Source organism: Paracoccus sp. DMF-8 (assembly GCF_029309835.1).
Taxonomy (GTDB): Bacteria; Pseudomonadota; Alphaproteobacteria; order Rhodobacterales; family Rhodobacteraceae; genus Paracoccus.
On the sequence record NZ_JARJHL010000003.1, the window covers coordinates 369,324 to 391,775 of the forward strand.

Annotated in this window: 27 protein-coding genes and 1 pseudogene; 8 read left to right on the top strand and 20 right to left on the bottom strand. The window is 63.7% G+C overall.

Annotation, left to right across the window (positions count from 1 at the left end):
- Positions 1-132 precede the first annotated feature (132 nt).
- From PE067_RS02405 to PE067_RS02425, 5 genes and pseudogenes are all read left to right on the top strand, one after another.
- Positions 133-1,098 (top strand): HesA/MoeB/ThiF family protein, encoded by a 966-nt coding sequence (locus PE067_RS02405; protein ID WP_276187664.1) that lies wholly within the window; start codon positions 133-135, stop codon positions 1,096-1,098.
- On the top strand, positions 1,095-2,036 hold the full coding sequence (locus PE067_RS02410) for an ABC transporter substrate-binding protein (protein WP_276187665.1): 942 nt from the start codon (positions 1,095-1,097) through the stop codon (positions 2,034-2,036). Before PE067_RS02405 ends, PE067_RS02410 begins: the two co-directional genes overlap by 4 nt.
- Positions 2,033-2,704: a thiaminase II gene (gene tenA / locus PE067_RS02415; protein ID WP_276187666.1), complete on the top strand. Its 672-nt coding sequence runs from the start codon at positions 2,033-2,035 to the stop codon at positions 2,702-2,704. Before PE067_RS02410 ends, tenA begins: the two co-directional genes overlap by 4 nt.
- Positions 2,701-3,406: pseudogene (locus PE067_RS02420) on the top strand (ATP-binding cassette domain-containing protein). The gene tenA and the pseudogene PE067_RS02420 overlap by 4 nt, the downstream one beginning before the upstream one ends.
- Entirely contained in the window at positions 3,403-4,134 is a 732-nt protein-coding gene (locus PE067_RS02425) for an ABC transporter permease (RefSeq protein WP_276187667.1), read from the top strand. Before PE067_RS02420 ends, PE067_RS02425 begins: the two are co-directional and overlap by 4 nt.
- Here PE067_RS02425 and mobA read toward each other — a convergent pair whose 3' ends face one another.
- The 9 genes from mobA to PE067_RS02470 all read right to left on the bottom strand — a co-directional run bounded on the left by mobA (position 4,135) and on the right by PE067_RS02470 (position 10,691).
- Complete coding sequence (mobA, locus tag PE067_RS02430; RefSeq protein WP_276187668.1) at positions 4,135-4,761, bottom strand: molybdenum cofactor guanylyltransferase MobA; 627 nt, start codon at positions 4,759-4,761, stop codon at positions 4,135-4,137.
- Positions 4,762-4,922: 161 nt separating this feature from the next.
- Entirely contained in the window at positions 4,923-5,522 is a 600-nt protein-coding gene (gene wrbA / locus PE067_RS02435) for an NAD(P)H:quinone oxidoreductase (protein ID WP_276187669.1), read from the bottom strand.
- Positions 5,523-5,635: 113 nt separating this feature from the next.
- Complete coding sequence (locus PE067_RS02440; protein ID WP_276187670.1) at positions 5,636-6,238, bottom strand: hypothetical protein; 603 nt, start codon at positions 6,236-6,238, stop codon at positions 5,636-5,638.
- Between the two features lie 7 nt (positions 6,239-6,245).
- Positions 6,246-7,061, bottom strand: a complete 816-nt coding sequence (locus tag PE067_RS02445; protein WP_276187671.1) for an ABC transporter permease — start codon at positions 7,059-7,061, stop codon at positions 6,246-6,248.
- The gene (locus PE067_RS02450) at positions 7,058-7,801 is read right to left on the bottom strand and encodes an ABC transporter ATP-binding protein (protein WP_276187672.1); all 744 of its coding nucleotides are present in this window, start codon (positions 7,799-7,801) and stop codon (positions 7,058-7,060) included. Before PE067_RS02450 ends, PE067_RS02445 begins: the two co-directional genes overlap by 4 nt.
- A gap of 106 nt (positions 7,802-7,907) precedes the next feature.
- Positions 7,908-8,072, bottom strand: a complete 165-nt coding sequence (locus PE067_RS02455; RefSeq protein ID WP_276187673.1) for a hypothetical protein — start codon at positions 8,070-8,072, stop codon at positions 7,908-7,910.
- Positions 8,073-8,218: 146 nt separating this feature from the next.
- A complete protein-coding gene (locus PE067_RS02460) occupies positions 8,219-8,482 on the bottom strand; it encodes a hypothetical protein (RefSeq protein WP_276187674.1) in 264 nt (87 codons plus the stop codon).
- Positions 8,483-8,533: 51 nt separating this feature from the next.
- Positions 8,534-9,505, bottom strand: a complete 972-nt coding sequence (locus PE067_RS02465) for a YVTN family beta-propeller repeat protein (protein ID WP_276187675.1) — start codon at positions 9,503-9,505, stop codon at positions 8,534-8,536.
- Positions 9,506-9,515: 10 nt separating this feature from the next.
- The gene (locus PE067_RS02470) at positions 9,516-10,691 is read right to left on the bottom strand and encodes an ABC transporter substrate-binding protein (protein WP_276187819.1); all 1,176 of its coding nucleotides are present in this window, start codon (positions 10,689-10,691) and stop codon (positions 9,516-9,518) included.
- A gap of 193 nt (positions 10,692-10,884) precedes the next feature.
- Here PE067_RS02470 and PE067_RS02475 point away from each other — a divergent pair, with 193 nt between their 5' ends.
- The 3 genes from PE067_RS02475 to PE067_RS02485 all read left to right on the top strand — a co-directional run bounded on the left by PE067_RS02475 (position 10,885) and on the right by PE067_RS02485 (position 12,886).
- Positions 10,885-11,403 (top strand): DUF3280 domain-containing protein, encoded by a 519-nt coding sequence (locus tag PE067_RS02475; protein WP_276187676.1) that lies wholly within the window; start codon positions 10,885-10,887, stop codon positions 11,401-11,403.
- Positions 11,400-11,963 carry an SRPBCC family protein gene (locus PE067_RS02480; RefSeq protein ID WP_276187677.1) on the top strand — a complete coding sequence of 188 codons (564 nt, stop codon included), beginning with the start codon at positions 11,400-11,402 and terminating at the stop codon, positions 11,961-11,963. Before PE067_RS02475 ends, PE067_RS02480 begins: the two co-directional genes overlap by 4 nt.
- A gap of 65 nt (positions 11,964-12,028) precedes the next feature.
- Positions 12,029-12,886 (top strand): YncE family protein, encoded by an 858-nt coding sequence (locus PE067_RS02485; RefSeq protein WP_276187678.1) that lies wholly within the window; start codon positions 12,029-12,031, stop codon positions 12,884-12,886.
- On the opposite strand, the gene PE067_RS02490 is transcribed toward PE067_RS02485, so the two are convergent.
- The 11 genes from PE067_RS02490 to hemW form a co-directional block, all read right to left on the bottom strand.
- Positions 12,867-13,397 (bottom strand): rhodanese-like domain-containing protein, encoded by a 531-nt coding sequence (locus PE067_RS02490; protein WP_346429640.1) that lies wholly within the window; start codon positions 13,395-13,397, stop codon positions 12,867-12,869. The two genes, PE067_RS02485 and PE067_RS02490, sit on opposite strands and share 20 nt — an antisense overlap.
- A complete protein-coding gene (locus PE067_RS02495; RefSeq protein WP_276187679.1) occupies positions 13,394-14,206 on the bottom strand; it encodes a substrate-binding domain-containing protein in 813 nt (270 codons plus the stop codon). Before PE067_RS02495 ends, PE067_RS02490 begins: the two co-directional genes overlap by 4 nt.
- The gene (locus PE067_RS02500; protein WP_276187680.1) at positions 14,206-14,748 is read right to left on the bottom strand and encodes a c-type cytochrome, methanol metabolism-related; all 543 of its coding nucleotides are present in this window, start codon (positions 14,746-14,748) and stop codon (positions 14,206-14,208) included. Before PE067_RS02500 ends, PE067_RS02495 begins: the two co-directional genes overlap by 1 nt.
- A gap of 96 nt (positions 14,749-14,844) precedes the next feature.
- Positions 14,845-16,662: a methanol/ethanol family PQQ-dependent dehydrogenase gene (locus PE067_RS02505; RefSeq protein ID WP_276187681.1), complete on the bottom strand. Its 1,818-nt coding sequence runs from the start codon at positions 16,660-16,662 to the stop codon at positions 14,845-14,847.
- Between the two features lie 182 nt (positions 16,663-16,844).
- Positions 16,845-17,684 carry an S-formylglutathione hydrolase gene (fghA, locus tag PE067_RS02510; protein ID WP_276187682.1) on the bottom strand — a complete coding sequence of 280 codons (840 nt, stop codon included), beginning with the start codon at positions 17,682-17,684 and terminating at the stop codon, positions 16,845-16,847.
- The gene (locus tag PE067_RS02515) at positions 17,681-18,202 is read right to left on the bottom strand and encodes a GNAT family N-acetyltransferase (RefSeq protein WP_276187683.1); all 522 of its coding nucleotides are present in this window, start codon (positions 18,200-18,202) and stop codon (positions 17,681-17,683) included. Before PE067_RS02515 ends, fghA begins: the two co-directional genes overlap by 4 nt.
- Positions 18,199-18,837 (bottom strand): ATP-dependent Clp protease proteolytic subunit, encoded by a 639-nt coding sequence (locus PE067_RS02520; protein WP_276187684.1) that lies wholly within the window; start codon positions 18,835-18,837, stop codon positions 18,199-18,201. Before PE067_RS02520 ends, PE067_RS02515 begins: the two co-directional genes overlap by 4 nt.
- A 75-nt stretch (positions 18,838-18,912) precedes the next feature.
- Complete coding sequence (locus PE067_RS02525) at positions 18,913-20,040, bottom strand: S-(hydroxymethyl)glutathione dehydrogenase/class III alcohol dehydrogenase (RefSeq protein WP_276187685.1); 1,128 nt, start codon at positions 20,038-20,040, stop codon at positions 18,913-18,915.
- 135 nt (positions 20,041-20,175) lie between these two features.
- On the bottom strand, positions 20,176-20,760 hold the full coding sequence (gene gfa, locus PE067_RS02530; RefSeq protein WP_276187686.1) for an S-(hydroxymethyl)glutathione synthase: 585 nt from the start codon (positions 20,758-20,760) through the stop codon (positions 20,176-20,178).
- Between the two features lie 120 nt (positions 20,761-20,880).
- Positions 20,881-21,234 carry a YbaN family protein gene (locus PE067_RS02535; protein ID WP_276187687.1) on the bottom strand — a complete coding sequence of 118 codons (354 nt, stop codon included), beginning with the start codon at positions 21,232-21,234 and terminating at the stop codon, positions 20,881-20,883.
- Positions 21,235-21,237: 3 nt separating this feature from the next.
- Positions 21,238-22,425 carry a radical SAM family heme chaperone HemW gene (gene hemW / locus PE067_RS02540; RefSeq protein WP_276187688.1) on the bottom strand — a complete coding sequence of 396 codons (1,188 nt, stop codon included), beginning with the start codon at positions 22,423-22,425 and terminating at the stop codon, positions 21,238-21,240.
- Positions 22,426-22,452: the final 27 nt, after the last annotated feature.

Below are 22,452 nucleotides of genomic sequence, written 5' to 3' on the forward strand. Positions count from 1 at the left end.
CCCGCACCCCCGCCGGAACGGAACCGTCACAATCGCGCAACCGCGCCCGCCCGTCACGCATGGCAACCGCCGCCCCGGACATGCCGCGCCCCATCATCCCCGCGTCTTGCGCAACCGAACAAAGGCGATCCGATGAACCGCTATGCCCGCCAGATGATCCTGCCCGAAATCGGCGCGACGGGTCAGGCGCGCCTGACGGATGCCCATGTGCTGGTCGTCGGCGCGGGCGCGCTTGGCGTGCCGGTCCTGCAATATCTGACCGGCGCGGGCGTCGGTCGCATCACGCTGGTCGACCCCGATGTGATCGAGGTGACAAATCTGCACCGCCAGCCGCTTTATGCCGAAAACCAGCAGGGACAGCACAAGGCCGTCGCCGCCCGCATCGCCATGCAGCGGCTGAACAGCCAGGTCACGGTCACGCCGGTGCTGGACTGGCTGACCCCGGCCAACGCCCCGGAACTGGTCGCAAATGCCGATCTGGTGCTGGATTGCGCCGACAGCTACGCGGCCAGCTATACCCTGTCCGACGCCTGCCTTGCCGCCGGGAAACCGCTGATTTCCGCCTCGGCCCTTGGGCTGGAGGGGTATGTCGGCGGCTATTGCGGCGGCGCGCCGTCGCTGCGCGCGGTCTTTCCCGACCCGACCGAAGGCGGCGCGACCTGTGCGACGGCGGGCGTGCTGGGGCCGGTGGTGGGGATGCTGGGCGCGATGCAGGCACGCATGGCGCTTGGGGTTCTGCTGGGGCTGGAACCCTCGCCGCTTGGGCTGTTCATCCGCATGGACGCGGCGATGCGCATCTCTCAGTTCCGTTTCGACAAGGCGCCCGAGGCACCCGGCCCGCGTTTCATCGCGCGCGGCGACCTGCGCGGGGGCGATCTGGTCATCGACCTGCGCGACGCGGCCGAGGCACCCGTGACCGCCACCCCCGACGCCCTGCGCCTGCCCGGCTATGGCGCGACCGGCCCCCTGCCCGAACCGGGCGGGCGCGCGGTCATCGCCTGCCGGTCCGGCCTGCGGGCATGGCGCGCGGCAAACCATTTATCCGAACGCTGGCCGGGCGAAATCGCCCTGCTTGCCCTGCAAGGAGAAGACCGATGAAAGCCATTTTCGCCGCCGGGCTGACCGCCCTGCTGGTCCAGCCCGCGCTGGCCGATGACAAGCTGACGCTGATGCTGGACTGGTTCGTGAACCCCGATCACGGCCCGATCATCGTCGCGCAGGAGAAAGGCTTTTTCAAGGACGCGGGCCTTGAGGTCGAGGTGATCGCCCCCGCAGACCCCGCGGACCCGCCGAAACTGGTCGCGGCGGGGCGTGCCGATCTGGCGGTCAGCTATCAGCCGCAACTGCATCTGCAGGTGCATGAAGGCTTGCCGCTGGTCCGCATCGGCACGCTGATCGCGACGCCGCTGAACTGCCTGATGGTCAAGGCCGACAGCGGCATCGAAACCCCTGCCGATCTCAAGGGCAAGAAAATCGGCTATTCCGTGTCGGGCGTCGAAAGCGCGCTGATCAACGCGATGTTGACGGGCGCCGGGCTGAGCATGGACGATGTCGAGATGATCAACGTCAACTGGTCGCTGTCGCCCGCGCTGATGACGGGTCAGGTCGACGCCACCATCGGCGCCTATCGCAATTTCGAACTGACCCAGATGCGCATCGAGGGCGCCGAGGGCCGCTGCCTGTTCGTCGAGGAACAGGGCGTCCCGAATTATGACGAGCTGATCTTTGTCGCGAATCCGGACCGGCTGGACCGCGAAATCGCGACCCGTTTCCTGCAGGCGGTCGAACGTGGCGCGAATTACATCGTCAACCACCCCGAAGACGCCTGGACGACCTTTTCCGCCACCGCCCCCGATCTGCGCGATGAGCTGAACACGCAGGCGTGGAAAGACACCGTGCCGCGTTTCGCGCAAAGCCCGGCGGCGCTGGATCAGGGCCGCTACGCGCGGTTCGAAACCTTTCTGCACGATCAAAAGCTGGTCGACAGCATCCGCCCCGTATCCGATTTCGCGATTGATCTGGGGGCACCCGAATGAGCTATGGCACCTGCTTTGCCGCTTGGCGCGCGGCATGCGCCGATGACTGGCACGCCTATACGCATCATGATTTCGTCAACGCTCTGGGCGATGGCACCCTGCCCCGCGCCGCTTTCCTGAACTATCTGACGCAGGATTACCTGTTTCTGGTGAACTTTGCCCGTGCATGGGCGCTGGCCGTGGTCAAGGCGGGCAGTTTGGACGAAATGCAGGCCTGTTCGGCGACGGTCCACACGCTGCTGGACGGGGAAATGGCGCTGCATGTCGGGATCTGCGCCCGCGAAGGCATCAGCCGCGACGACCTGCTGACAGCGCAAGAGGCGATCCCGAATCTGGCCTATACGCGCTATGTGCTGGACAGCGGCTTTTCGGGCGATTTTCTGGACCTGCTGGCCGCGCTGGCGCCCTGTGTGCTGGGCTACGGCGAAATCGGCACGCGGCTGGCGGCCAGCGCAGCAGCGGATACGCCCTATCGCGAATGGATCGACACCTATGCGGGCGATGATTATCAGCAGGCTTGCCGCGATGTCGGTGCGCTGCTGGACCGCGCGGTTACCCGGCGCCTTGGCGCAAATGCCAGCGACAGCCCGCGTTGGGCCGAACTCTCGCGCCGCTTTGCCACCGCCACCCGGCTGGAGGTCGGCTTCTGGGGGCTGGGTCAGCCATGACAGAGGTCGCGCAGGTCACCGGGCAGGCTTGGGTCGGGGATCAGCCCCTGTTCGGTCCCGTCGATCTGCGCCTGCATCAGGGCGAATGGACCTGCCTGCTTGGGCCTTCGGGCGTCGGGAAATCGACGGTCCTGCGGCTGATTGCCGGGCTGGAAACCGGCGTGAGGTTTCAGGGCGCGGCGCGCTGCGACCTGCCGGTCGCGCTGATGGCGCAGGATGCCGGGCTGATCGGCTGGCTGGATGTCGCAGGCAATGTCACGCTTGGCGCGCGGCTGCGCGGGCAGGCGCCCGACCACGACCGCGCCAATGCGCTGATCGCGGCGGTGGGCCTGACCGACCGCGCCGGCCACCTGCCCGCCCGCCTGTCCGGCGGCCAGCGCCAGCGGGTCGCGCTGGCCCGCACCCTGTTCGAGGATCGCCCGCTGGTCTTGCTGGATGAACCCTTTTCCGCGCTGGACGCCCGCACCCGCACGGGGATGCAGGATCTGTCCGCCGATCTGTTGCAGGGCCGCACCGTGCTGCTGGTCACCCGCTGACCCGGCCGAGGCCGCGCGGCTTGGTGACCGCATCCTGCTGCTGACTGAAACCGGGATCGAGGATCAGCCCACCCCCGGCCCCCGGCCCCAAGGCCGCGCCCGCCCCTATGACGCGCCTCAGGTGCTGACGGCGCAGGCCGCGCTGCTGCGAAGGATGCTGGCATGAAATCCGTCCTGACCGTCATTCTTGTCGCGCTGGCCCTGTGGCAGGGCGTGATCTGGCTGGCCGGGATGCCGCCCTTTCTGCTGCCCGCGCCGCAGGCCGTGGCACGGGCGCTGTGGCTGAACCGCGCCGAAATCGCCCATGCCGCCCTGTTCACCGGGGCCGAGGTCCTCGCCGGTTTCGTGATCGGCGCGACGCTTGGGGCGATGCTGGCGATCACCATGGCATCGTCGCGTCGGATCACCGGGGTTCTGCATCCGCTGCTGACCTTCAGCCAGACCATCCCGGTTTTCGCGCTGGCACCCATCCTGACGCTGTGGCTGGGCTATGGCATGTCGCCAAAGATCGCGATGACGGTGCTGATCGTGTTCTTTCCCGTGGCCAGCGCCTTTCTGGACGGGCTGCTGCGCACGCCCCCCGCCGCGCTGGATCTGGCGCAGGTGATGGGGGCAAGCCGCTGGCGGGTCATGCGCCACCTGCGTATTCCGGCGGCCCTGCCGCAACTGGCGACGGGCCTGCGGCTGGCGGCGGTCTATGCGCCCATCGGCGCGGTGATCGGGGAATGGGTCGGCGGCGCCAAAGGCTTGGGCGCGCTGATGATCCACGCCAATGGCCGGATGAAAACCGATCTGGTCTTTGCCGCGCTGCTGGTCCTGTCGCTGATGACGATCCTGTTTGCCCGCGCGGTCAGCATCGGGTTGCGCCGCTGGCTGCACCGATACGGAGCGTGATCACAAAACCCGCGCGGCCGCCGACAGATCGGCGGGCGTGTTCAGGTTCAGGAAGGGATCGACCGGGCGGCTGTCGAACACCGCCCGCCCCGGATCATGCGCGGCCGCATATTGTCCGGGCCGCAACAGGCCGCTTTCCAGCGCCAGCGCCAGATCGTCATGCAGCGCGACCGGCCACAGCCCGCAGGTCGGATGATCGCGCATCCGGCCCGTTTCATCGCTGCTCGCGGCCAGCGCAATGCCGTGACGCCCCGCCGCCTCGCGCAGGCGATGCACCAGATCCAGCGGCAGAAACGGCGTATCCACCGAAACGCTGACAAAGGCATCCGCCCCCTGCGCCCGCGCCCAAGCCATCCCGGCCAGAATACCGGCCAAAGGCCCCGGAAAGCCCGGAAAGGTGTCAGGCAGGACCGTCAGACCGTAATCCGCGAACAGATCGGGGTCGGCATTGGCGTTCAGCGCGATCTCTCCGCATTGGTCGCGCAGCCTTGTGATCACATGTTGCAGCAGGGTTTCACCGCCAAGCGTCAGCAGCGCCTTGTTGCGGCCGCCCATGCGGGTCGCGCGGCCTCCGGCCAGGATCACGGCGGGGATATTCTGTCTTTTGCGGGGCAGGATGGTCACCATTCAGCGTCTGATCCGCCCAAAGTGACGCCGGACGCGGCAAAAGACCACCCCCTATGGATTCGCGAAGGCTCGACCCCGGAAAAAAGGGCCGGATGCGCGCTATCCGCATCCGACCCCATTGTCCCGCGATCAGGGGACCTTAGCCGCTGTTTCCGATCGGATCAGGCGAACAGCCTGGCTGCGGTATCAGCCGCGCGGCGGCCCAGATAGCGCGCGCCATCCAGTTCCTCGGTCGAGGGCTGGCGGCTGCCGTCGCCATTGGCGATCGTCGTGGCGCCATAGGGCGCGCCGCCAACGATCTGGGAATTGTCCATCTGCGCGGCAAAACCGTAATCCAGACCGACGATGGTCATGCCGAAATGCAGCATGTTGGTGATGATCGAAAACAGCGTCGTTTCCTGACCGCCGTGCTGCGTCGCGGTCGAGGTAAAGGCCGCGCCGACCTTGCCGTTCAGCGCGCCTCTGGCCCAAAGCCCGCCGGCCTGATCCAGAAAATTCGCCATCTGGCTGGACATGCGGCCAAAGCGCGTGCCGGTGCCGATGATGATGGCGTCATAGTTTTCCAGATCGGCGACGGTGGCGACCGGCGCTGCCTGATCCAGCTTGAAATGCGCGGATTTCGCGACATCTTCGGGGACCAGCTCGGGGACGCGCTTGATGTCGACGGTGGCGCCGGTTTCGCGGGCACCTTCGGCAACGGCGGCAGCCATCTGTTCGATGTGGCCATACGCCGAATAGTAAAGAACCAGAACCTTGGTCATGGGGGCTATCCTTTTTTCACGAACGAATTTGCGTGTGTGATGATCAGATAGCCCCGGACAAGCCAAAACATCAGCCCCGGTTTACGGATCGCCGCGTTCGAAATTTTCGAACGTCAGGGCTGGATCGCCGCCGCGATGACCCGGCCAAGCGCAAAGGCGCGCTGTTCGATGATGACCGGGGTTTCGCACACATAGGTCAGCGCCTGCTGGCGGTCGGTAAAGATGCGGGTTTCCCAGTCCAGCGCCGCTTCCTGCGCGTCGATGGCGTCGAAATCGGGGCTTTCGGCGCGCTCCATTTCGGCCATGCGGGCGCGGCGGTCCTCGATGGATCTGGCCAGATCGACCTGTTTGTGACCATAGCGCGAGATGCCCTGAATCAGCGCGCCGCGATGATCGTCCAGCCGTTCGAATACCGCGACCATCAGCGCCGTCAACTGGTCGTTGCTGGCCGTGGCGGCGAATTCGGCGATCTGGGTTTCAGCATCGGCAATAGGCAGGCGGCGCTGTTCCAGCCGGTCGGCAAAACCCGCAATCGCCGGGTCCGAAACCAGCGCCTGCACCGCCTCATCCGGGACCGGGCCGGTCCAGACCTGACCCAGTGACAGATGCGGCTGCTTGCGCTGGATGCAGGGCCAGTCGGGATCCGTGCCGGTATCGGCCCAGGCCTGACCGCAGATCAGCGCCAGCCCGGCCATCATCAGGAATTTCTTCATCATTCCCCCCTCATCCTCCCTTTCTGCGGGCCCAAAGCCCTTTTGACGGGTCATACATCCAGACCGCGCCCAGGAAAAATACCGTCAGACAGCCCAGCACGACGCCAAGCGACAGCCAGTTGACCTGTCCGTAAAGCGCGAACCGGATCACCTCGACCGCGTGGGTAAAGGGGTTCAGCGCGCAGATATCATGCAGCAAGGTCGAGCTTTCGCGCATCCGCCACAGCGGGTAAAGCGCGGTCGAGGCGAAGAACATCGGAAAGATCACGAAGTTCATCACGCCCGCAAAGTTTTCCAGCTGCCGGATGCCGGATGACAGGAACAGCCCCAGGGCGCCCAGCATCAGCCCCGACACGAACAGCGCGGGCAGCACCGCGACATAGCCCCAGACCGGCGGCCGGATGTCCCAGAACCAGGCGATCAGCAAAAAGGCATAGACCTGCAGAATCGACACCAGCACCCCCGCGACCAGTTTCGACCCCAGCAGGAACCAGCGCGGGAAAGGGCTGACCAGCAGGGTTCGCATCGCCCCGGTTTCCCGGTCGTAAACCATCGACAGCGACGATTGCATCCCGTTGAAAAGCTGGATCATTCCGCACAGACCGGGGGTGACATAGACCTCATACAGCACATAGGTCTGATAGGGCGGCGTGATCGACAGGCCCAGAACCGCGCGGAACCCGGCGGCAAAGATGAACAGCCAGACCAGCGGGCGCACCAGCGCCGCCAGAAAGCGGCCGCGTTGATTGACGAAACGCAGCGTCTCGCGCCGGGTGATGCCCAGAAAGGCGGTCAGCCACATGCGGGGGGTCGGATCGGCGCTCATGCCACGGTCCCCCCTGTCCCCTCGGCCCCGGTCAGCGCCAGAAAGGCGGCGGTCAGGTCGCCATGCGGCGCGGCGATCCGTTCGGCGCGGCCATCGGCCAGCACCTGCCCGCGATGCGGGATCACCAGCCCGTCGCTCGGGCGGATTTCGTCCATGATATGCGTGGCCCACAGCGCCGAGACACCCTGCCGGGTCAGATCACGGGTCAGCTCGACCACCTCGGCGCGGGATTTCACGTCCAGACCCACCGTCGCCTCGTCCAGCAGCAGGATTTCGGGACGGTGGATCAGCGCGCGGGCGATTTCGGCGCGGCGTTGCTGGCCACCCGACAGGGCGGAAACCTTGCTGTCCAGCCGGTCGGACAGGCCCACCTGCGCCAGCACCTCGGCGGCGCGCAACAGGGCGGGTTTGCGCGCAATGCCATGCAGCGCGGCGTGATAGGTCAGGTTTTGCGCCACGGTCAGATCGGCATCCAGCGCACGCGACTGAAACACCACCCCAAGCCGCGCCAAGGCCCGGCCCGGCGTCTGGCGCAGATCGTGCCCCGCCACCCGGATCACGCCCGAAGTATTGTCGTAAAGCCTTGTAATCAGGGAAAACAGCGTCGTCTTGCCCGCGCCGTTGACGCCCAGAAGGGCGGTAAAGCTGCCGCGTGGAACGGTCAGGGACACATTCTTCAGCGCCTCGAACCTGCCGAAGCGATGGCTGACGCTGTCTATGGAAAGGGCGTTTTCTGTCATGATGTCAGGCGCGGGGATGGCCCCGCGCCCCATTCTTTTCACGCACGGGTCATGCTGGCCGGCGCGTCAGCGCAAGGGATGGGCTGCGGCATGACCGATGCTCCTCTTACTGAATGTTGAACACGGCTTGCTGGGTTTCGCCCTGAGAGCCGGGAATCGACAGCGTGTAGCGGCCCGGAACCATCGCGACAAAGCTGATCGTTGCCGTGCCCGCATCATCGAATTCCAGCGAGTGGACACCCAGAGGGCGGATTTCGATATCGTTGATCACGACCTCGTTGATCCAGATCGCGCGGAAGAAGTCGCCACCCGACAGCGCCAGTTCCGCCGTGCCGTCGGCATTGATGTTGATGCGGTAGTAACCTCCTGATTTCAGGTTATATTCAGCCGTGGCAACCGGCTTGCCCGAACCCAGGGTCAGGGTGCAAGAAGGGTGCGGTTGTCGCGCGCCAGAATGCCCGAGAAACCGAAATCGAATTTGCCCGTCGCGTCATGGACGCCTTCTTCGGCGGCCGCGGCCTCTTCGGCATCATCATCGTCGTCGTCATCTTCGTCGCCCGCGACCTCGGCACCGGCTTGTGCCGCAGCCTCGGTTTCGGGTTTCGGCGCGGGCGCGTCCTGGGCCGTGGCGGGCAGCGCAAGGCTGGTCGACAGCAGCAGCAGGGTCAGGAATCGGGTCATGGTCTTTCCTCCTCAGACAGTCTTTTTTGGAATTGTTCGGGCTATTCGGGCTCAGTTGGGCGCAACGACGACGCCCCAGGGTTGCTGGCCCACGGCGATCGACTTGATGACCTCATCCTTGGCCACGTCGATCACGGAAACGTCGTTCGAATTGCCGTTGGTGGTGAACAGGTATTTTTCGTCGGGCGTAAATGCCAGTTGCCAGACGCGCTGGCCGACAAGCAGGTAATCCAGCACCTCATCGGTTTCGCCATCGACCACCGCGATCCGGTTCGCGGGGCCAAGCGCGACATAGACCTTTTTGCCGTCCGCCGTGACGCGGACGCCGACGGGCTGGATCGCCTCGGGCAGGACGCCGGGGATTTCAAAGGTGATTTTCTTGTCGATCTGCTGGGTTTCGGGGTTGATGACGCTGACCGTGCCGCCGATTTCGGCGCTGACATACAGTTTCGTCCCCGCCGGGTTGTATTGCGCGAAACGCGGGCGCAGATCGACCAGCACGTTGGCGGTGATTTCAAAGGTTTCGGTGTCGATGAAATGCGCCATGTTGGTGGTTTCGGACGTGTTGATGACCACCTTGCCGTCCGGGCTGACGCCCATGCCTTCGGGTTCGACGCCGACCGGGATTTCGGCCAGCACCTGATGGGTTTTCACATCGACCACGGTGACCAGGTTGTCGTCTTCGTTGGCGATATACAGCGGGTTGCCCGACGGGTGCAGGACGAACAGCTCGGGGTCCGGTCCCGAAGGCAGCGTATGGGTTTCCTGAAAGGTCTCAGGATCGTAGACCCGCACCAGATCATCGTCCGAGGCGCAGACATACAGTTCCTTGCCATCGGGGCTGATGGTGATGCCACGCGGCCGGTTGCCACCGGGGAAGGTGCCGATCACCTCCAGCGTATCGCTGTCGATGACCGTGATATCATTGCCTTTTTCGTTGGAAACAAAGACACGGTTGGCAAAGGCGGGCGCCGTAGTCAGGCAGATCGCAAGGATGGCGGAAGTCGTAAGAGCGGCTTTCATGGCTTTTCCTTCAGAACGTGCATTCGGATTCGGGTTTGTCGATGCCCAACGTATCCAGCGCCGAGGTCTGGTGCAGATACTGGTCCTGCGGGCTGACGCTGACGGTCAGATCGCCCGTGGCCAGCAGGATGGGCTGGCGGACCTGATGGTCCCAGTCGCGGACGGTCAGTTTCTGGCCCTTGAAGCCCGCAACGTCGAAATCCGGCGAGAGCATGAAATCGCGTAGCGCTGCAGGATCGGCGGATTGGGTGCGCGTCGCGGCCTCGCCGATCATGCGCAGGGACAGCCAGGTCTGGTAATCGTCTTCGCGGATCGGGCGGTTGGCCAGTTTCTCGAAACGGTTCTGGAACTGCATGCCGCCCCATGCCTCCATCGCGGGGTGCCAACTGCGCGGCACCAGCCCGGCGGAACCCGCAACCGGGCGCGCGTCCCATGTCTGATAGGGCAGATAGACGGCAAAGACCCCGGCCTCATCGGCGGTGATCAGGATGTCATGGGCGGGCGCACGTTGGGTAAAGACCGGCATCTGCTGCTGGACCTGAACATGGCCCGAATCGGTGCGCCGGGCGCCGCCGGTATCTTCGAACACGCGCTCTTCGACGATTTTCGCCCCGAATTTGGTGGCGGCGCGGGTATAGGCGGCGGCAAGATCCTGATCCTCGGGATGGCTGCCCTTGACCAGAAACCAGTTCGGCCATTTCTTCCACATCAGGAATTGCGCCAGCGCATCGGCCATCATCGCATGGCTGGGCGCGGCGTGGATCGTGTTGGCGCGGCAATCGGCGCCACGCAGATTGTCGCCGCGCGCGCGGGCATTCAGCACCATCGCGCGGTCGCCGACCTGATCGGACAGCGCCAGCGTCGTCGCATCATCGGCCAGCACGACGACAAAGCGGATATCCTGATCCAGGATCGCGTCCATTTCGGCAGCGGCGGTTTCGGGCGTCGCGGTGATTTCCAGCGCCTCGAAATCCTGACCCATGAAGCGGCCGGTGGTATCGTTGTCTTCGATCGCAAGACGTGCGCCGGCGAAACCCAGATCCTCGGGCGGCAGGTCAAGCCGGGAAATCGGCGGCAGCCCCTGCTGGTCCACCCGCAGCACGGCGGCGCAGATCATCTGCATCTCTTGACCGGCGGCCTGCGCATTTGCAGGGCCTGCGGGCTGCAGGAATGCAGCCCCCGTCATGGCCAGAACAGCCAGAACCGATGGAAATTGTCCTGTCATCTTTTTCCTCCCCCACCAGTATCATGGGGGGATGATACCCATCTGGCAACTTGGCAATATATCCCTTTCTTGACGGGTGATTTTCCCTGCCACTTTCTGCTGATACCCTAAAATTGTATAGACGGCCCCCCTGTCCCGCGCGCATCTTTCGCGCATGAATGTCACCGCTTTCCTGCTTGCCGGACTGGTTTCGCTGCTGACACCGGCAGTCACCCCGGTCTATGGACCGCCACCTGAACCGGACAGCGCGCTGTGGTTCGGTCTGACATGGATCGACACCTCGACCGAGGGGGCGATCAACGGCATCCGCGCCGATGAAACCACCCGCATCGAGATGGTCGAGGACCATATCGCCCGGGCGCTTGAACAGCGCGGCTTCGCGCTGGAGGACGCGCCGGTGCTGGAAATCTCGCCGATCAAGGACCCCGTGACCTCGAACGGTCGCGACGTCCGGCTGGCGCGCGACATGGGTAAACGCTATGCGATATCGGGTCAGGTCCAGAAAGTGTTCAACCTGATCATCGCCGTGAACCTGTATGTTCGCGACGCCGAAACCGGAAAGAACGTGCGGGCGGGCGCCGTCGACATTCGTGGTAACAACGACGAAAGCTTTCGTCGCGGTTACGACTACCTGTTGAAAAACATCATATTCCGGGAGGAAGATACAGAATGACGCGACGACTGGCACTGGCGCTGACAGGCACCCTGGCGCTTGGCGGGTTCATGGCCGGCATGGCCGAGGCCCATGGCCCCGTGCGGCTGAAGCTGGAACTGGAACAGACGCTGAACGCCACGCCCGACGAAGTCTGGGCGGTGATCGGCAAGTTTGACGACATGAGCTGGCACCCCGCCATCGCCAGCACCGAAATCACCGGCGACGGCAGCACCGACCAGCCCGAGAAATCGACCCGCATCCTGCATCTGCAGGCGGAATCCGGCGACCCGACCATCACCGAGATCCTGTCGAAATGGCAGCCGGAAAAACGCTGCTATGCCTATCGCATCGAAGCGGTCGAGGTGACGGTCCTGCCGGTCACCAACTACGGCTCGACCCTCTGCGTCGAAGACAAGGACGGCAAGGCCAATGTCGTCTGGAAGGGCGGTTTCTATCGCGGTTTCCCGAACAACGAACCCCCGGCGGAACTGAACGACGATGCGGCGATCAACGCCGTCACCGGCGTCTATCAAAGCGGTCTGGACGCGCTGGCCGAGCGTTTCGGAAAGGCTGAATGATCCGCAAGGCGCTTGCCCTTTTGCTGTTGACGATATCCCCGGCCCTGGCCGGGGATATTGCTGTCGTGACCTCTCAGAACGCGGACAAGGTGTCGATCGTGGATCTGAACGGGGGGCGCGTCCTGTCGGAAACCGTGATCGAGGGCGGTCCCGCCCCCGTCGTCTATGACGACCGCAACAAGATCGCCTATGTCGTTTCGGCCAAGACCGGGCAATTGTCGGCGCTGGACGACAAGGGCGGCATCCTGTGGCAGGCCGATCTAGGCGAAGGCACCTTTGGTCTGGCCGTGGCCAGCGATGGCGGGCTGTTCATCACGCATTGGTATGCGTCCAAGCTGATGCGCTTTGACGCCCGGCTGACGCCGCTCTGGGCGGTGCAGACCGGCAAATCGCCTGCGGGTGTCGCGGTCAGCAGCGATGGCACGCTAGTCGCCACCGCCGATCGCGACGATGATCGCGTGTCGATCTACGACGCGGTGACCGGGCGGCGGCTGCGAATCGTGGCAACCGGCCGGCACCCCTATGCCGTGGCATTCTATGGCGGTTTTCTATGGACCACCGATGTTCAGTCAGACACGATCACGGTGATCGACCCGATATCGGGCCGCATCGTCGGGACGGTCGCGACCGGCAGCCATCCCTATGGAATCGCCTTTGCCGGTGGCCGTGGCTTTGTCACCAACCAATATGCGGGCACGGTGACGGTCTTTGACCTGAACGGGCTCAAGGTCATCGAAACGCTGGAAACCGGCGATTACCCCGAAGGCATCGCGACCCTTCCCGATGGATCGGGGGTCGCGGTCGTGCATTGGGATTCGAACACGCTGGTCACCATCGACGCGCAAAGCCTGGCGGTGACGCAGACGGTCGATCTGCCGGACGGGCCGCGCGCCTTCGGCCAGTTCACGGGGCGTCAGCGGTAATGTCCTGCAGGTCGCGGCCCTGCAACAGCCAGTCATCCGTGCCGCCCGGAAACCACATCACATTGCGATAACCCAGTGCCACCGCGCGTTTCGCGGCGTTCCAGCCCATCCAGCAATCGGCGCGGCAAAAGATCACCACCGGGCTTTCTCTGGACCGCAATTCGCGCGCCAGCCCTGCGGCAAGCCGCCGGCTTTCCGCATCGCTCAGCCGGTCATAGCCGGTATCATACAGCCAGATCGCGCCGGGAATCGTCTGATGCGGTGCCGCGCGCCAGATCGTGCCTTCGGGCAGGCCCTCGGGGCGTTTCTGGCGGGGATAGACATCGACGAACAGCACGCCCGCATCATGCAGCGCCACCGCCTGCGCGGCACCGATGACCTGCGCGCCCGACAGGGTCGCCGGGGTTTCGGCCTGATAGGGCGGGCCGCGAAAACCGGGCGGCTCTGGCGGTTGGGACAGCGCCGCCGAACCTGTCAGACTGAGACAGATCGCGGCGGCGATGCGGATCACGGTTTCAGCGCCTTGCCGTAATCATCGACCAACGGCACGCCCGCATTGCGCAGGATCGCGTCGATTTCATCCTGATTGCGGCGGATCAGGCTGTTCAGCTGACGTTTCCATTCCTGTTCTTCGGATCGCACGCCCATGGTGATGCGGAAAAACAGCCGGGGATTGGTGGTTTCCTGCAGCAAGGGCACGAACTGCAATTCCGGATCCTGCTTGACCAAAGGACCGGCCAGCGGCCCCCAGACGACGGCGGCGGCCAGTTCGCCCGATTTGACCTGTGCCAGCATGTCGCCCATCGGATCCTTGACCCGCCGGTCCACGAACAGGTCGAAACCGTGCATGTCCTTGGCCAACCCGGCGCGGGTCAGATGGGTTGCGGGCGGCGTGCCCGCCACGACGCCAATCGGCTGATCCTTCAACGCGGGATCGGTCAGTTGCGTGACCCCCGCCAGCGCCCCGTCCTTGCGTGTCACGATGCCGTAAACCGAGGTGTAATAATGGTTCGTGTTCTGAACCAGCTCATCCCCCTGCGCATAGCCGATCACGACATCGCAGGCACCCGCGCGCAAGGTCTTGCGGATGAAACCCATGCCCTGCGGAAACCAGGTATAGGTCACCGGCAACCCGAGCTTTTCCCCGAAAAACGCGGCCAGGTCGTTTTCGAACCCGCCGCGATCATCGGATGACATGGGATATGCCGCAGGATCCGCGCAGACCCGGAATTCGGTGTGAGAGCGCAGATCGGCGACCTGAGCCGCGGCAGGACCAAGGCCCGCCGCGCACAGGATCAGCGCCATCAAAAGGCTACGCATCAGCCTTCCATGCAGGAGGTTTCCTGCGCCGTGAACTCATCGGTCTTGTCGCCACGCTTGGCGGGCCGACCGCGCGGAAGATCGTTCATGCCCCGAGCCAGAAGATAGATATAGATGTCGTCAACATAGCACCAGACGTTCCGGTTTGTCCCGAATGCCGGCATGACCATGTTCGACGCGGTATTCACCTCTTGCTTACCCGAAGCGACGATTTCCTGATAGTCATAGTAATCCATGCGCAGCACGGATTCCTTCAGCGCGGGTGCATAGGTCGAACCTTCACCGTCGGGGCCATGGCAGACGTGGCATTCCGCCGAATAGCGGCGATAGCCCGAAAATGTCGCGAAATCGATGGTGCCGTCTTCTTCGAGCTTGTAGGTCGGGATCCCATCCTCGGTATACCAGCGGCCATTTTCCATATTGGCCGGGGTGATGTCGGTGCCGTTGGGCAAAGTCTTTTTGGCCTCTTCGGCAAATCCGACAGTTGCAGATGCCATGGCGAATGCCAGCGCAGCCGCGCCAGCAATGGCGGTCATCTTCATTTGGGTCCTCCCTCCCAATTTCACATGTTGTCGCCCCGAGTTTATACCCGGGGCGACAGTGGAAAAGTTCACGCTTATGTTTTGCGCACCAAAGTATTAGTTGGCCGCAGGTTCGCCCGGCAGTTCAAAGACCGTGAGCTGGCCGCCAAGCTCGGTGTAATCCGACAGCGAGGCATAGCCGCCCACCGCACCCAGACCTTCGTTCGGGTTGGTCAGGCCAGCCGCCAGACCGATCCCGGCCCAGCCACCGACGCCCGACAGGATGCCGATATATTGCTTGCCGCCATGCTGATAGGTCATGACGTTGCCGATGATGCCCGACGGGGTCTTGAACTTATACAGTTCTTCGCCCGAATCTGCGTCGATCGCCTTCAGATAGCCTTCCAGCGTGCCGTAGAAGACGATGTCACCCGCCGTCGCCAGCGCGCCCGACCAGACCGAGAACTGTTCCGGCAGCGACCACTTGATCTTGCCCTCGACGTTGTCCCAGGCAATGAAATTGCCCATGCCGCCGTGGCTGTCGGGTGCCGGATACATCGACAGCGTTGCGCCGACATAGGGCTGGCCCGCCGTATAGGCGACGCGGAACGGTTCGTAGTCCATGCAGACGTGGTTCGTCGGCACATAGAAGGTGTTGGTCTTGGGCGAATAGGCCGCCGGCTGCATGTCCTTGGTGCCAAGGGCCGCAGGGCAGATGCCGGTGGTGTTTTCGTCTTCGCCGTTCTGAGCGGTCGAATATTCGGCGACCACGGCCGGGCGGCCATAGGTTTCCGAATTCGGGTCCATGTCAACGCCGGTGGTCCAGTTCACGGCCGGGTCGAATTTCTCGGCGACCAGAAGCTCGCCGGTTTCGCGGTCCATCGTATAGGCCAGACCGTTGCGGTCGAAATGGGTCAGCAGCTTGCGCTCTACCCCGTCGATTTCCTGATTGGTCAGGATGTTTTCGTTGACGCCGTCATAGTCCCATTCGTCATGGGGCGTCATCTGATAGAACCACTTGGCCATGCCGGTATCGACATCGCGGGCCATGATGGTCATCGACCATTTGTTGTCGCCCGGACGCTGCGAGGGGTTCCAGGTCGAGGGGTTGCCGGTGCCGTAATACATCAGGTTCAGGTCCGGATCATAAGAGAACCAGCCCCAGATCGAGCCGCCGCCGATCTTCCACTGATCGCCTTCCCAGCTGTTCAGCGAGCTGTCGGCGCCGATGGGCTTGCCCAGAACCATGGTGTTTTCGGGATCGACCAGCATTTCATCGTCGGGGCCGGTCGAATAGGCTTTCCACGCTTCGGAGCCGTCGGCAAGGTTCAGCGCGGTCACGCGGCCACGGACGCCGTATTCACCGCCCGAGATCCCGACCATCACCTTGTCCTTGACCGGCATGGTCGCCATGGTCAGCGTTTCACCGATCGCCGGATCGCCGATCTTGGTGGACCATTTCACTTCGCCCGTCTGCGCATCCAGCGCGACGACGGTGGTGTCGGCCTGCGGCAGGATGATCATGCCATCGGCATAGGACAGGCCGCGGTTGACGGTATCGCAGCACATGACCGCGATGACGTTCGGGTCCTGCTGCGGCTCGTAGCGCCACAGGATCTTGCCGTCGTTGTTCAGGTCCAGCGCCATCACGTTGTTCGGGAAAGGCGTGTGGACATACATGATATCGCCGATGACCAGCGGCGAACCTTCATGACCGCGCAGGACGCCGGTGGAAAAAGTCCATGCGACGCGCAGGTCCTTGACGTTGTCGCGGTTGATCTGGTCCAGCGTCGAATAGCGGGTGTTCGCATAATCGCCCGTCGGGATCGCCCATTGCTCGGGCTTGGCGATCTCGGCCATCAGGCCGTCATTCGCATAGGCGGCCGTCGTCCCCAACAGCAGCGCGAGGCCGGCGCCTTTCAGCAGGTATTTCATGGTATTCCTCCCAGTGAGCGGAGGTTCCAGACATGCTGCGGCCCCTCCTTCCTGCCAATCATCCGGGCGGGAACAAGGGGCCGTCAACGAACTGGACAAGGCCATCATACCAAAGTATTAGGTAAACTCGGCAAAACAGGCCGGGAACTAATACCCTGGTATGAACAGATCAGTTCCCTTTCTCAGGCCAGACGTTCGGCATGCCACTGGATGTGGTCGCCCATGAAGGTCTGGACGAAGAAATAGGAATGGTCATAGCCCTTTTGCATGCGCAACACATGGGGCTGACGGCGCGCGGCCATGGCGGCGGCAAGGGATCTGGGCTTCAGCAGATCCAGGAAATTGTCGCTGGCGCCCTGGTCGATCAGGATTTCGCCCGGATAGCCGCGTTCCTGCATCAGCAGGGTCGAATCATGCGCCGCCCAGGTCGATCTGTCGCTGCCCAGATAGGCCGTGAACTGCTTGCGCCCCCAATCCGAAGCCGAGGGGTTCGCAATCGGCGAAAAGGCCGAAACCGACTTGTAGGTTTCGGGGAAGGTCATGGCGATGGTCAGCGCGCCGTGGCCGCCCATCGAATGGCCGGTGATGCCCTGCGCGTCGCGGTCCAGCGGGAAATTCCCGAAAACCAGCTCGGGCAGTTCGTGGGTCACATAGTGCCACATCTTGAAATGCGGCGCCCAGGGTTCCTGCGTCGCATCGACGTAAAAGCCCGCGCCCTGCCCCAGATCATAGGCATCGTCATTGGCGACGCCTTCGCCGCGCGGCGAGGTATCGGGGAAAATCAGCGCGATCCCGTATTCCGCGGCCCATTCCTGCGCCCCCGCCTTGGTCATCGCATTTTCATGCGTGCAGGTCAGGCCCGACAGATACCACAGCACCGGCACCTTGCCATGTTCGGCGGCGGGCGGCAGGTAGACGGCAAAGGTCATTTCGGTGCCGGTCGCTTTCGACTGGTGTTTGTAAACGCCCTGCACCCCGCCAAAGCTGCGGTTTTCGGAAACGGTTTCGTAAGACAGCGTCATTCCAGAGTTCCTCTTGTAAGGTCGTTGAACATGACCAGCGCATCGACATAGCCATGGCTGGGGTGATGGAACGCAGCGGGCAATCGGCCCACAATCTCAAAACCGGCTTTCTGCCACAAATGGACGGCATCGGCATTGGTCGAGACGACGAAATTGAACTGCATGGCGCGAAAGCCCTGATCCCGCGCCCAGCCCTTGGCATGTTCGACCAGCGCCCGCGCCACGCCACGCCCGCGCGCGGCGGGGGCGGTGGCAAAGCTGGCATTGGCGACATGGGACGCGGGGCCGGGGCGGTTGCGCCCGACATGGCTGGTGCCCAGAACCTGCCCGTCAGCTTCGGCGACAAAGACGGTAAAGGGCGCCGCGAACCAGTCGGCCAAGGCATCCGCGCGGGTGATGTCGCGCGGAATGCAATAGGTTTCTCCGGCGCGGTAGACCGGTTCAAGGATCGACCAGATCGCGTCGTGATCGCCGGGCAAGGCGGGACGAATCGCCACGCCCTGACCGGGGCGCGTCATTTCAGTTCATCCACCGTGCGGATGACCTTACCCAGCAGGCCGTATTCCAGCGCCTCGGCCGTATTCAGCCAGAAATCGCGCTGCGTGTCCTTTTCGATCCGCTCGATCGGCTGGCCGGTCGCATCGGCAAAGATCAGGTTCAGGCGGTCACGCATCTGGCGGACCTGTTCGGCCTGAATCATCATGTCGGACGAGGTGCCGCCGATCCCGCCAGAAGGCTGGTGGATCAGGAACCGCGTGTTCGGCAGGCAGAAGCGGTTTTCCTTTTTCGCCGCGACAAAGATCAGCGCACCGGCCGAAGCCACCCAGCCCGATCCGATGGTGCGCACGGTCGGGCGGATGAACTTGATCACGTCATGGATCATGTCACCCGATTCGACATGGCCGCCGGGCGACGAAATCAGCACGTTGATCGGCTTGTCGCTGTCTTCGGCAAGGGCCAGCAGATGCGCGACCGTGCGCTGCGCCAGCTTGTCGTTGATGCCGCCCGCGATGATGACGGTGCGCGACTTGAAATACAGCTTGCCGATCTTGTCCCCTTCGGGCAGGCCCAGCCCTTCGTCCTTCTTGGGGTCCTGACGGCGGTCGTCATCATCATCGTCGTCGTCATCGTCCAGAATGAAATGCTTTGCCATGATCGGTCCTTTTCATGTTGACGGCGGGACCGGAAAACCGCCCCCGCCGTCTTTTACCTAAGCAGTGCTTGACGATCAGTAAAGAACGACCGCGCGGATCGATTCACCGGCATGCATCAGGTCGAAGCCCTTGTTGATGTCTTCCAGCTTCAGCGTGTGGGTGATCATCGGGTCGATCTCGATCTTGCCGTCCATATACCAGTCGACGATCTTGGGAACGTCGGTCCGGCCACGCGCGCCGCCAAAGGCCGAGCCCTTCCAGACGCGGCCGGTGACCAGCTGGAACGGACGGGTGCTGATTTCCGCGCCTGCGGGCGCCACGCCGATGACGATCGACTGGCCCCAGCCGCGGTGGGTGCATTCCAGCGCCTGACGCATGACATTGACGTTGCCGGTGCAGTCAAAGCTGTAATCCGCGCCGCCGATCTGGTCGAAGGGGGTTTTCGTCAGATTGACGATTTCCTGCACGACGTTTTCGACGTTTTTCGGGTTGATGAAATGGGTCATGCCGAAGCGTTCCGCCATTTCCTTTTTGCCGTCGTTCAGGTCAACACCGATGATCATGTCGGCGCCGGCCAGACGCAGGCCCTGAATCACGTTCAGGCCGATACCGCCCAGACCGAAAACCACGGCCTTGGCGCCGATTTCGACCTTGGCGGTATAGATCACCGCACCGATGCCGGTAGTGACGCCGCAGCCGATGTAGCAGATCTTGTCGAAAGGCGCATCCTCGCGCACTTTCGCGACCGAGATTTCCGGCAGAACCGTGTGGTTCGCAAAGGTCGAGCAGCCCATGTAGTGATAGATGGGCGTGCCATCCAGCATGGAAAAACGGGTGGTGCCATCGGGCATCAGGCCCTGGCCCTGGGTCGCGCGGATCGCGTGGCACATGTTGGTCTTGCCCGACAGGCAGGACGCACATTGACGGCATTCCGGGGTATACAGCGGGATGACATGGTCGCCCGGCTTGACCGAGGTCACGCCTTCGCCGACCTCCAGCACGATGCCTGCGCCTTCATGGCCCAGAATCGCGGGGAAGACGCCTTCGGGATCGGCGCCCGACAGGGTGAATTCGTCGGTGTGGCAGATGCCGGTTGCCTTGATTTCGATCAGGACCTCGCCGGCCTTGGGGCCTTCCAGGTTGACTTCCATGATCTCAAGCGGCTTGCCCGCTTCGACTGCGACGGCTGCGCGTGTTCTCATCTCTGGCTCTCCTTGAAAGTAACGGGCCTTTGCGGCCGGCGTCGTCTTGGGCTTCGGGTCGCGTGCAACCCTTTTCGATTGCGGCGGGGGCCGGTTGCCCGACCCCCATGTTTCACGACGTTAACGGATGTCCGTTCAGGCAGGAAGTGCGCCCGAGCGTTTCGCGATATGAGTCGCGATCGCATCCATCAGCGGGGGCGACAGCGCGTCATAGGGCTCCAGACCCAGTTCGCGCAGCCGGGCGCGGATGGCGTCCATGCGCGACGGCTCGACACCCGATTCGATGATCGAGCTGACAAAGGCCGCGAATTCCGGCGCCGACCAGCCATCTTCGGCCGACAGTTCGGTATGCACGAAATCCAGACCGTAGAACGGGTGGTCCTGATTTTCGATGCGGCCATACATGTGAACGCCGCAGCCCTTGCAGCGGTGACGCTGGATCGGCGCTTCGGCGTTGACGATTTCCAGCTTGTCGGCGTTTTCCGTGACCTGCACCGCATCGCGACCGACGACGGCGACCTGGGAAAAGATCGCGCCCTCGGGCTTCCAGCATTTGGTGCAGCCGCAGACGTGGTTATGGGCGGTCTGGCCGCCGACTTTTACGCGAACGGGATTCGACGAACATTTGCACTGCAGTTCACCACCGGAAAAGCCGGGCTTCGTCGGCTTGATTCCGTTATCGACGGCGGGGTGAATCTTGACGCCGCTAGTATCAACCATGGTCCTTCCTCCGATAGACCTTAACTATATGCAAAATCACGCGCCGAGGCTTGTCGGCGCAAGTGGTCAAAAGGTTGTAGCATGGGCTGAACAGAGAGTTCGGAACCGGGACTTGGCGCGTCAGGTTTCCGGGCGCGAGGCGATGAAGACCGCCACCGCCGCGCAGATCGCCGCCTGCACCGCGATGACCCGGACCGACAGGCCCAGCCACAGCGAAAACAGGATTCCGGCGGACATGGCGCCGATGGCGCATAGCTTGGCCTTGCGGCTGATGACGCCCCGTTCCTGCCAGCCCCGGATCGCGGGGCCAAAGCTGGGGTTGTTCAAAATCCGGTCACGCAATTGTGGTGAGCTGCGCGAAAAGGCCCAGACCGCGACCAGCATGAAGGGCACGGTCGGCATCACCGGCAGCACGGCGCCGATCAGGCCCAGAGCCAGCGCCACCCATCCGATGCACAGCCAGAGGATCCGCATGTCTCAGGCCGCCAGTTCGCGCAGAATCGCGTTCAGGACCGGGCGTCCCTGATCGGTCGCGCAGACCCGGCCCGCATCGACGCGGATCAGCCCCATCTGCTGCAGATCCTCCAGTTTCGCAGCGGGCAGGCGGGCGCGGGCCAGCGATTCGTAGCGGGCAAGCGCCATCCCTTCGGTCAGCCGCAGGGACATCAGCAGATATTCCAGCGCGCGGTCATCCAGCGTCAGGCCGTCGCGCAGCACATCGCCGCTGCCCTGCCCCTCGACCGCGGCCAGCCATTCACCGGGGGCGCGATGCGCCTCGGTCGCAAGGCGGGTTCCGGGCAGGGTCAGGCGGCCATGCGCGCCGGGGCCGACGGCGGCCCAATCGCCCTGACGCCAATAGACCAGATTGTGACGGCTTTCCGCATCGGGACCTGCGTGATTCGACACCTCATAGGCAGGCATCCCGGCATCAGCACAGATATCCTGCGTTTCCAGATACATATCCGCTGCCAGATCGTCGTCGGGCAGACCGCGCAACCCGCCCCTGGCATGACGCGCACCAAAGGCCGTGCCGGGTTCGATGGTCAACTGATACAGCGACAGGTGATCGACAGCCATCGACAGCGCCTGTTTCAGTTCGGCCCGCCAATCCTCGCGGCTTTGGTCCTGCCGGGCATAGATCAGATCAAAGCTGACGCGGTCGAAACAGTTGCGCGCGATGTCGAATGCCGCCCGTGCCTCGGCCACGGAATGCATCCGGCCAAGGCGGCGCAGGTCGTCGTCGTTCAGCGCCTGCACGCCCATCGACAACCGGTTGACCCCGGCATCGCCATAGGCGCGAAAACGGCCCATCTCGACACTGGTCGGATTGGCCTCCAGCGAGATTTCCATGTCATTGGCAAAGGGCCATGCGGCGCGCGCGGCCTCGATCACCGCAGACACGGTTTCGGGCGCCATCAGGCTGGGCGTGCCGCCGCCGAAAAAGATGCTGTTCAGCACCCGCCCCGGCACCTCTGCGCCAAGACGCGCGATTTCGCCGCTCAGCGCCCGCGCCCAACGCGCCTGATCGACCTGCGCGGTGACATGGCTGTTGAAATCGCAATAGGGGCATTTCGACGCGCAAAAGGGCCAATGCACATAAAGCGCAAAGCCCCCCGCGCGCCAGTCATCGGCGCAGGCATTGATTTCGGCTGGCATGTCGGACATCGCTTGCCTGCTGCTGTTGGCCCCCTG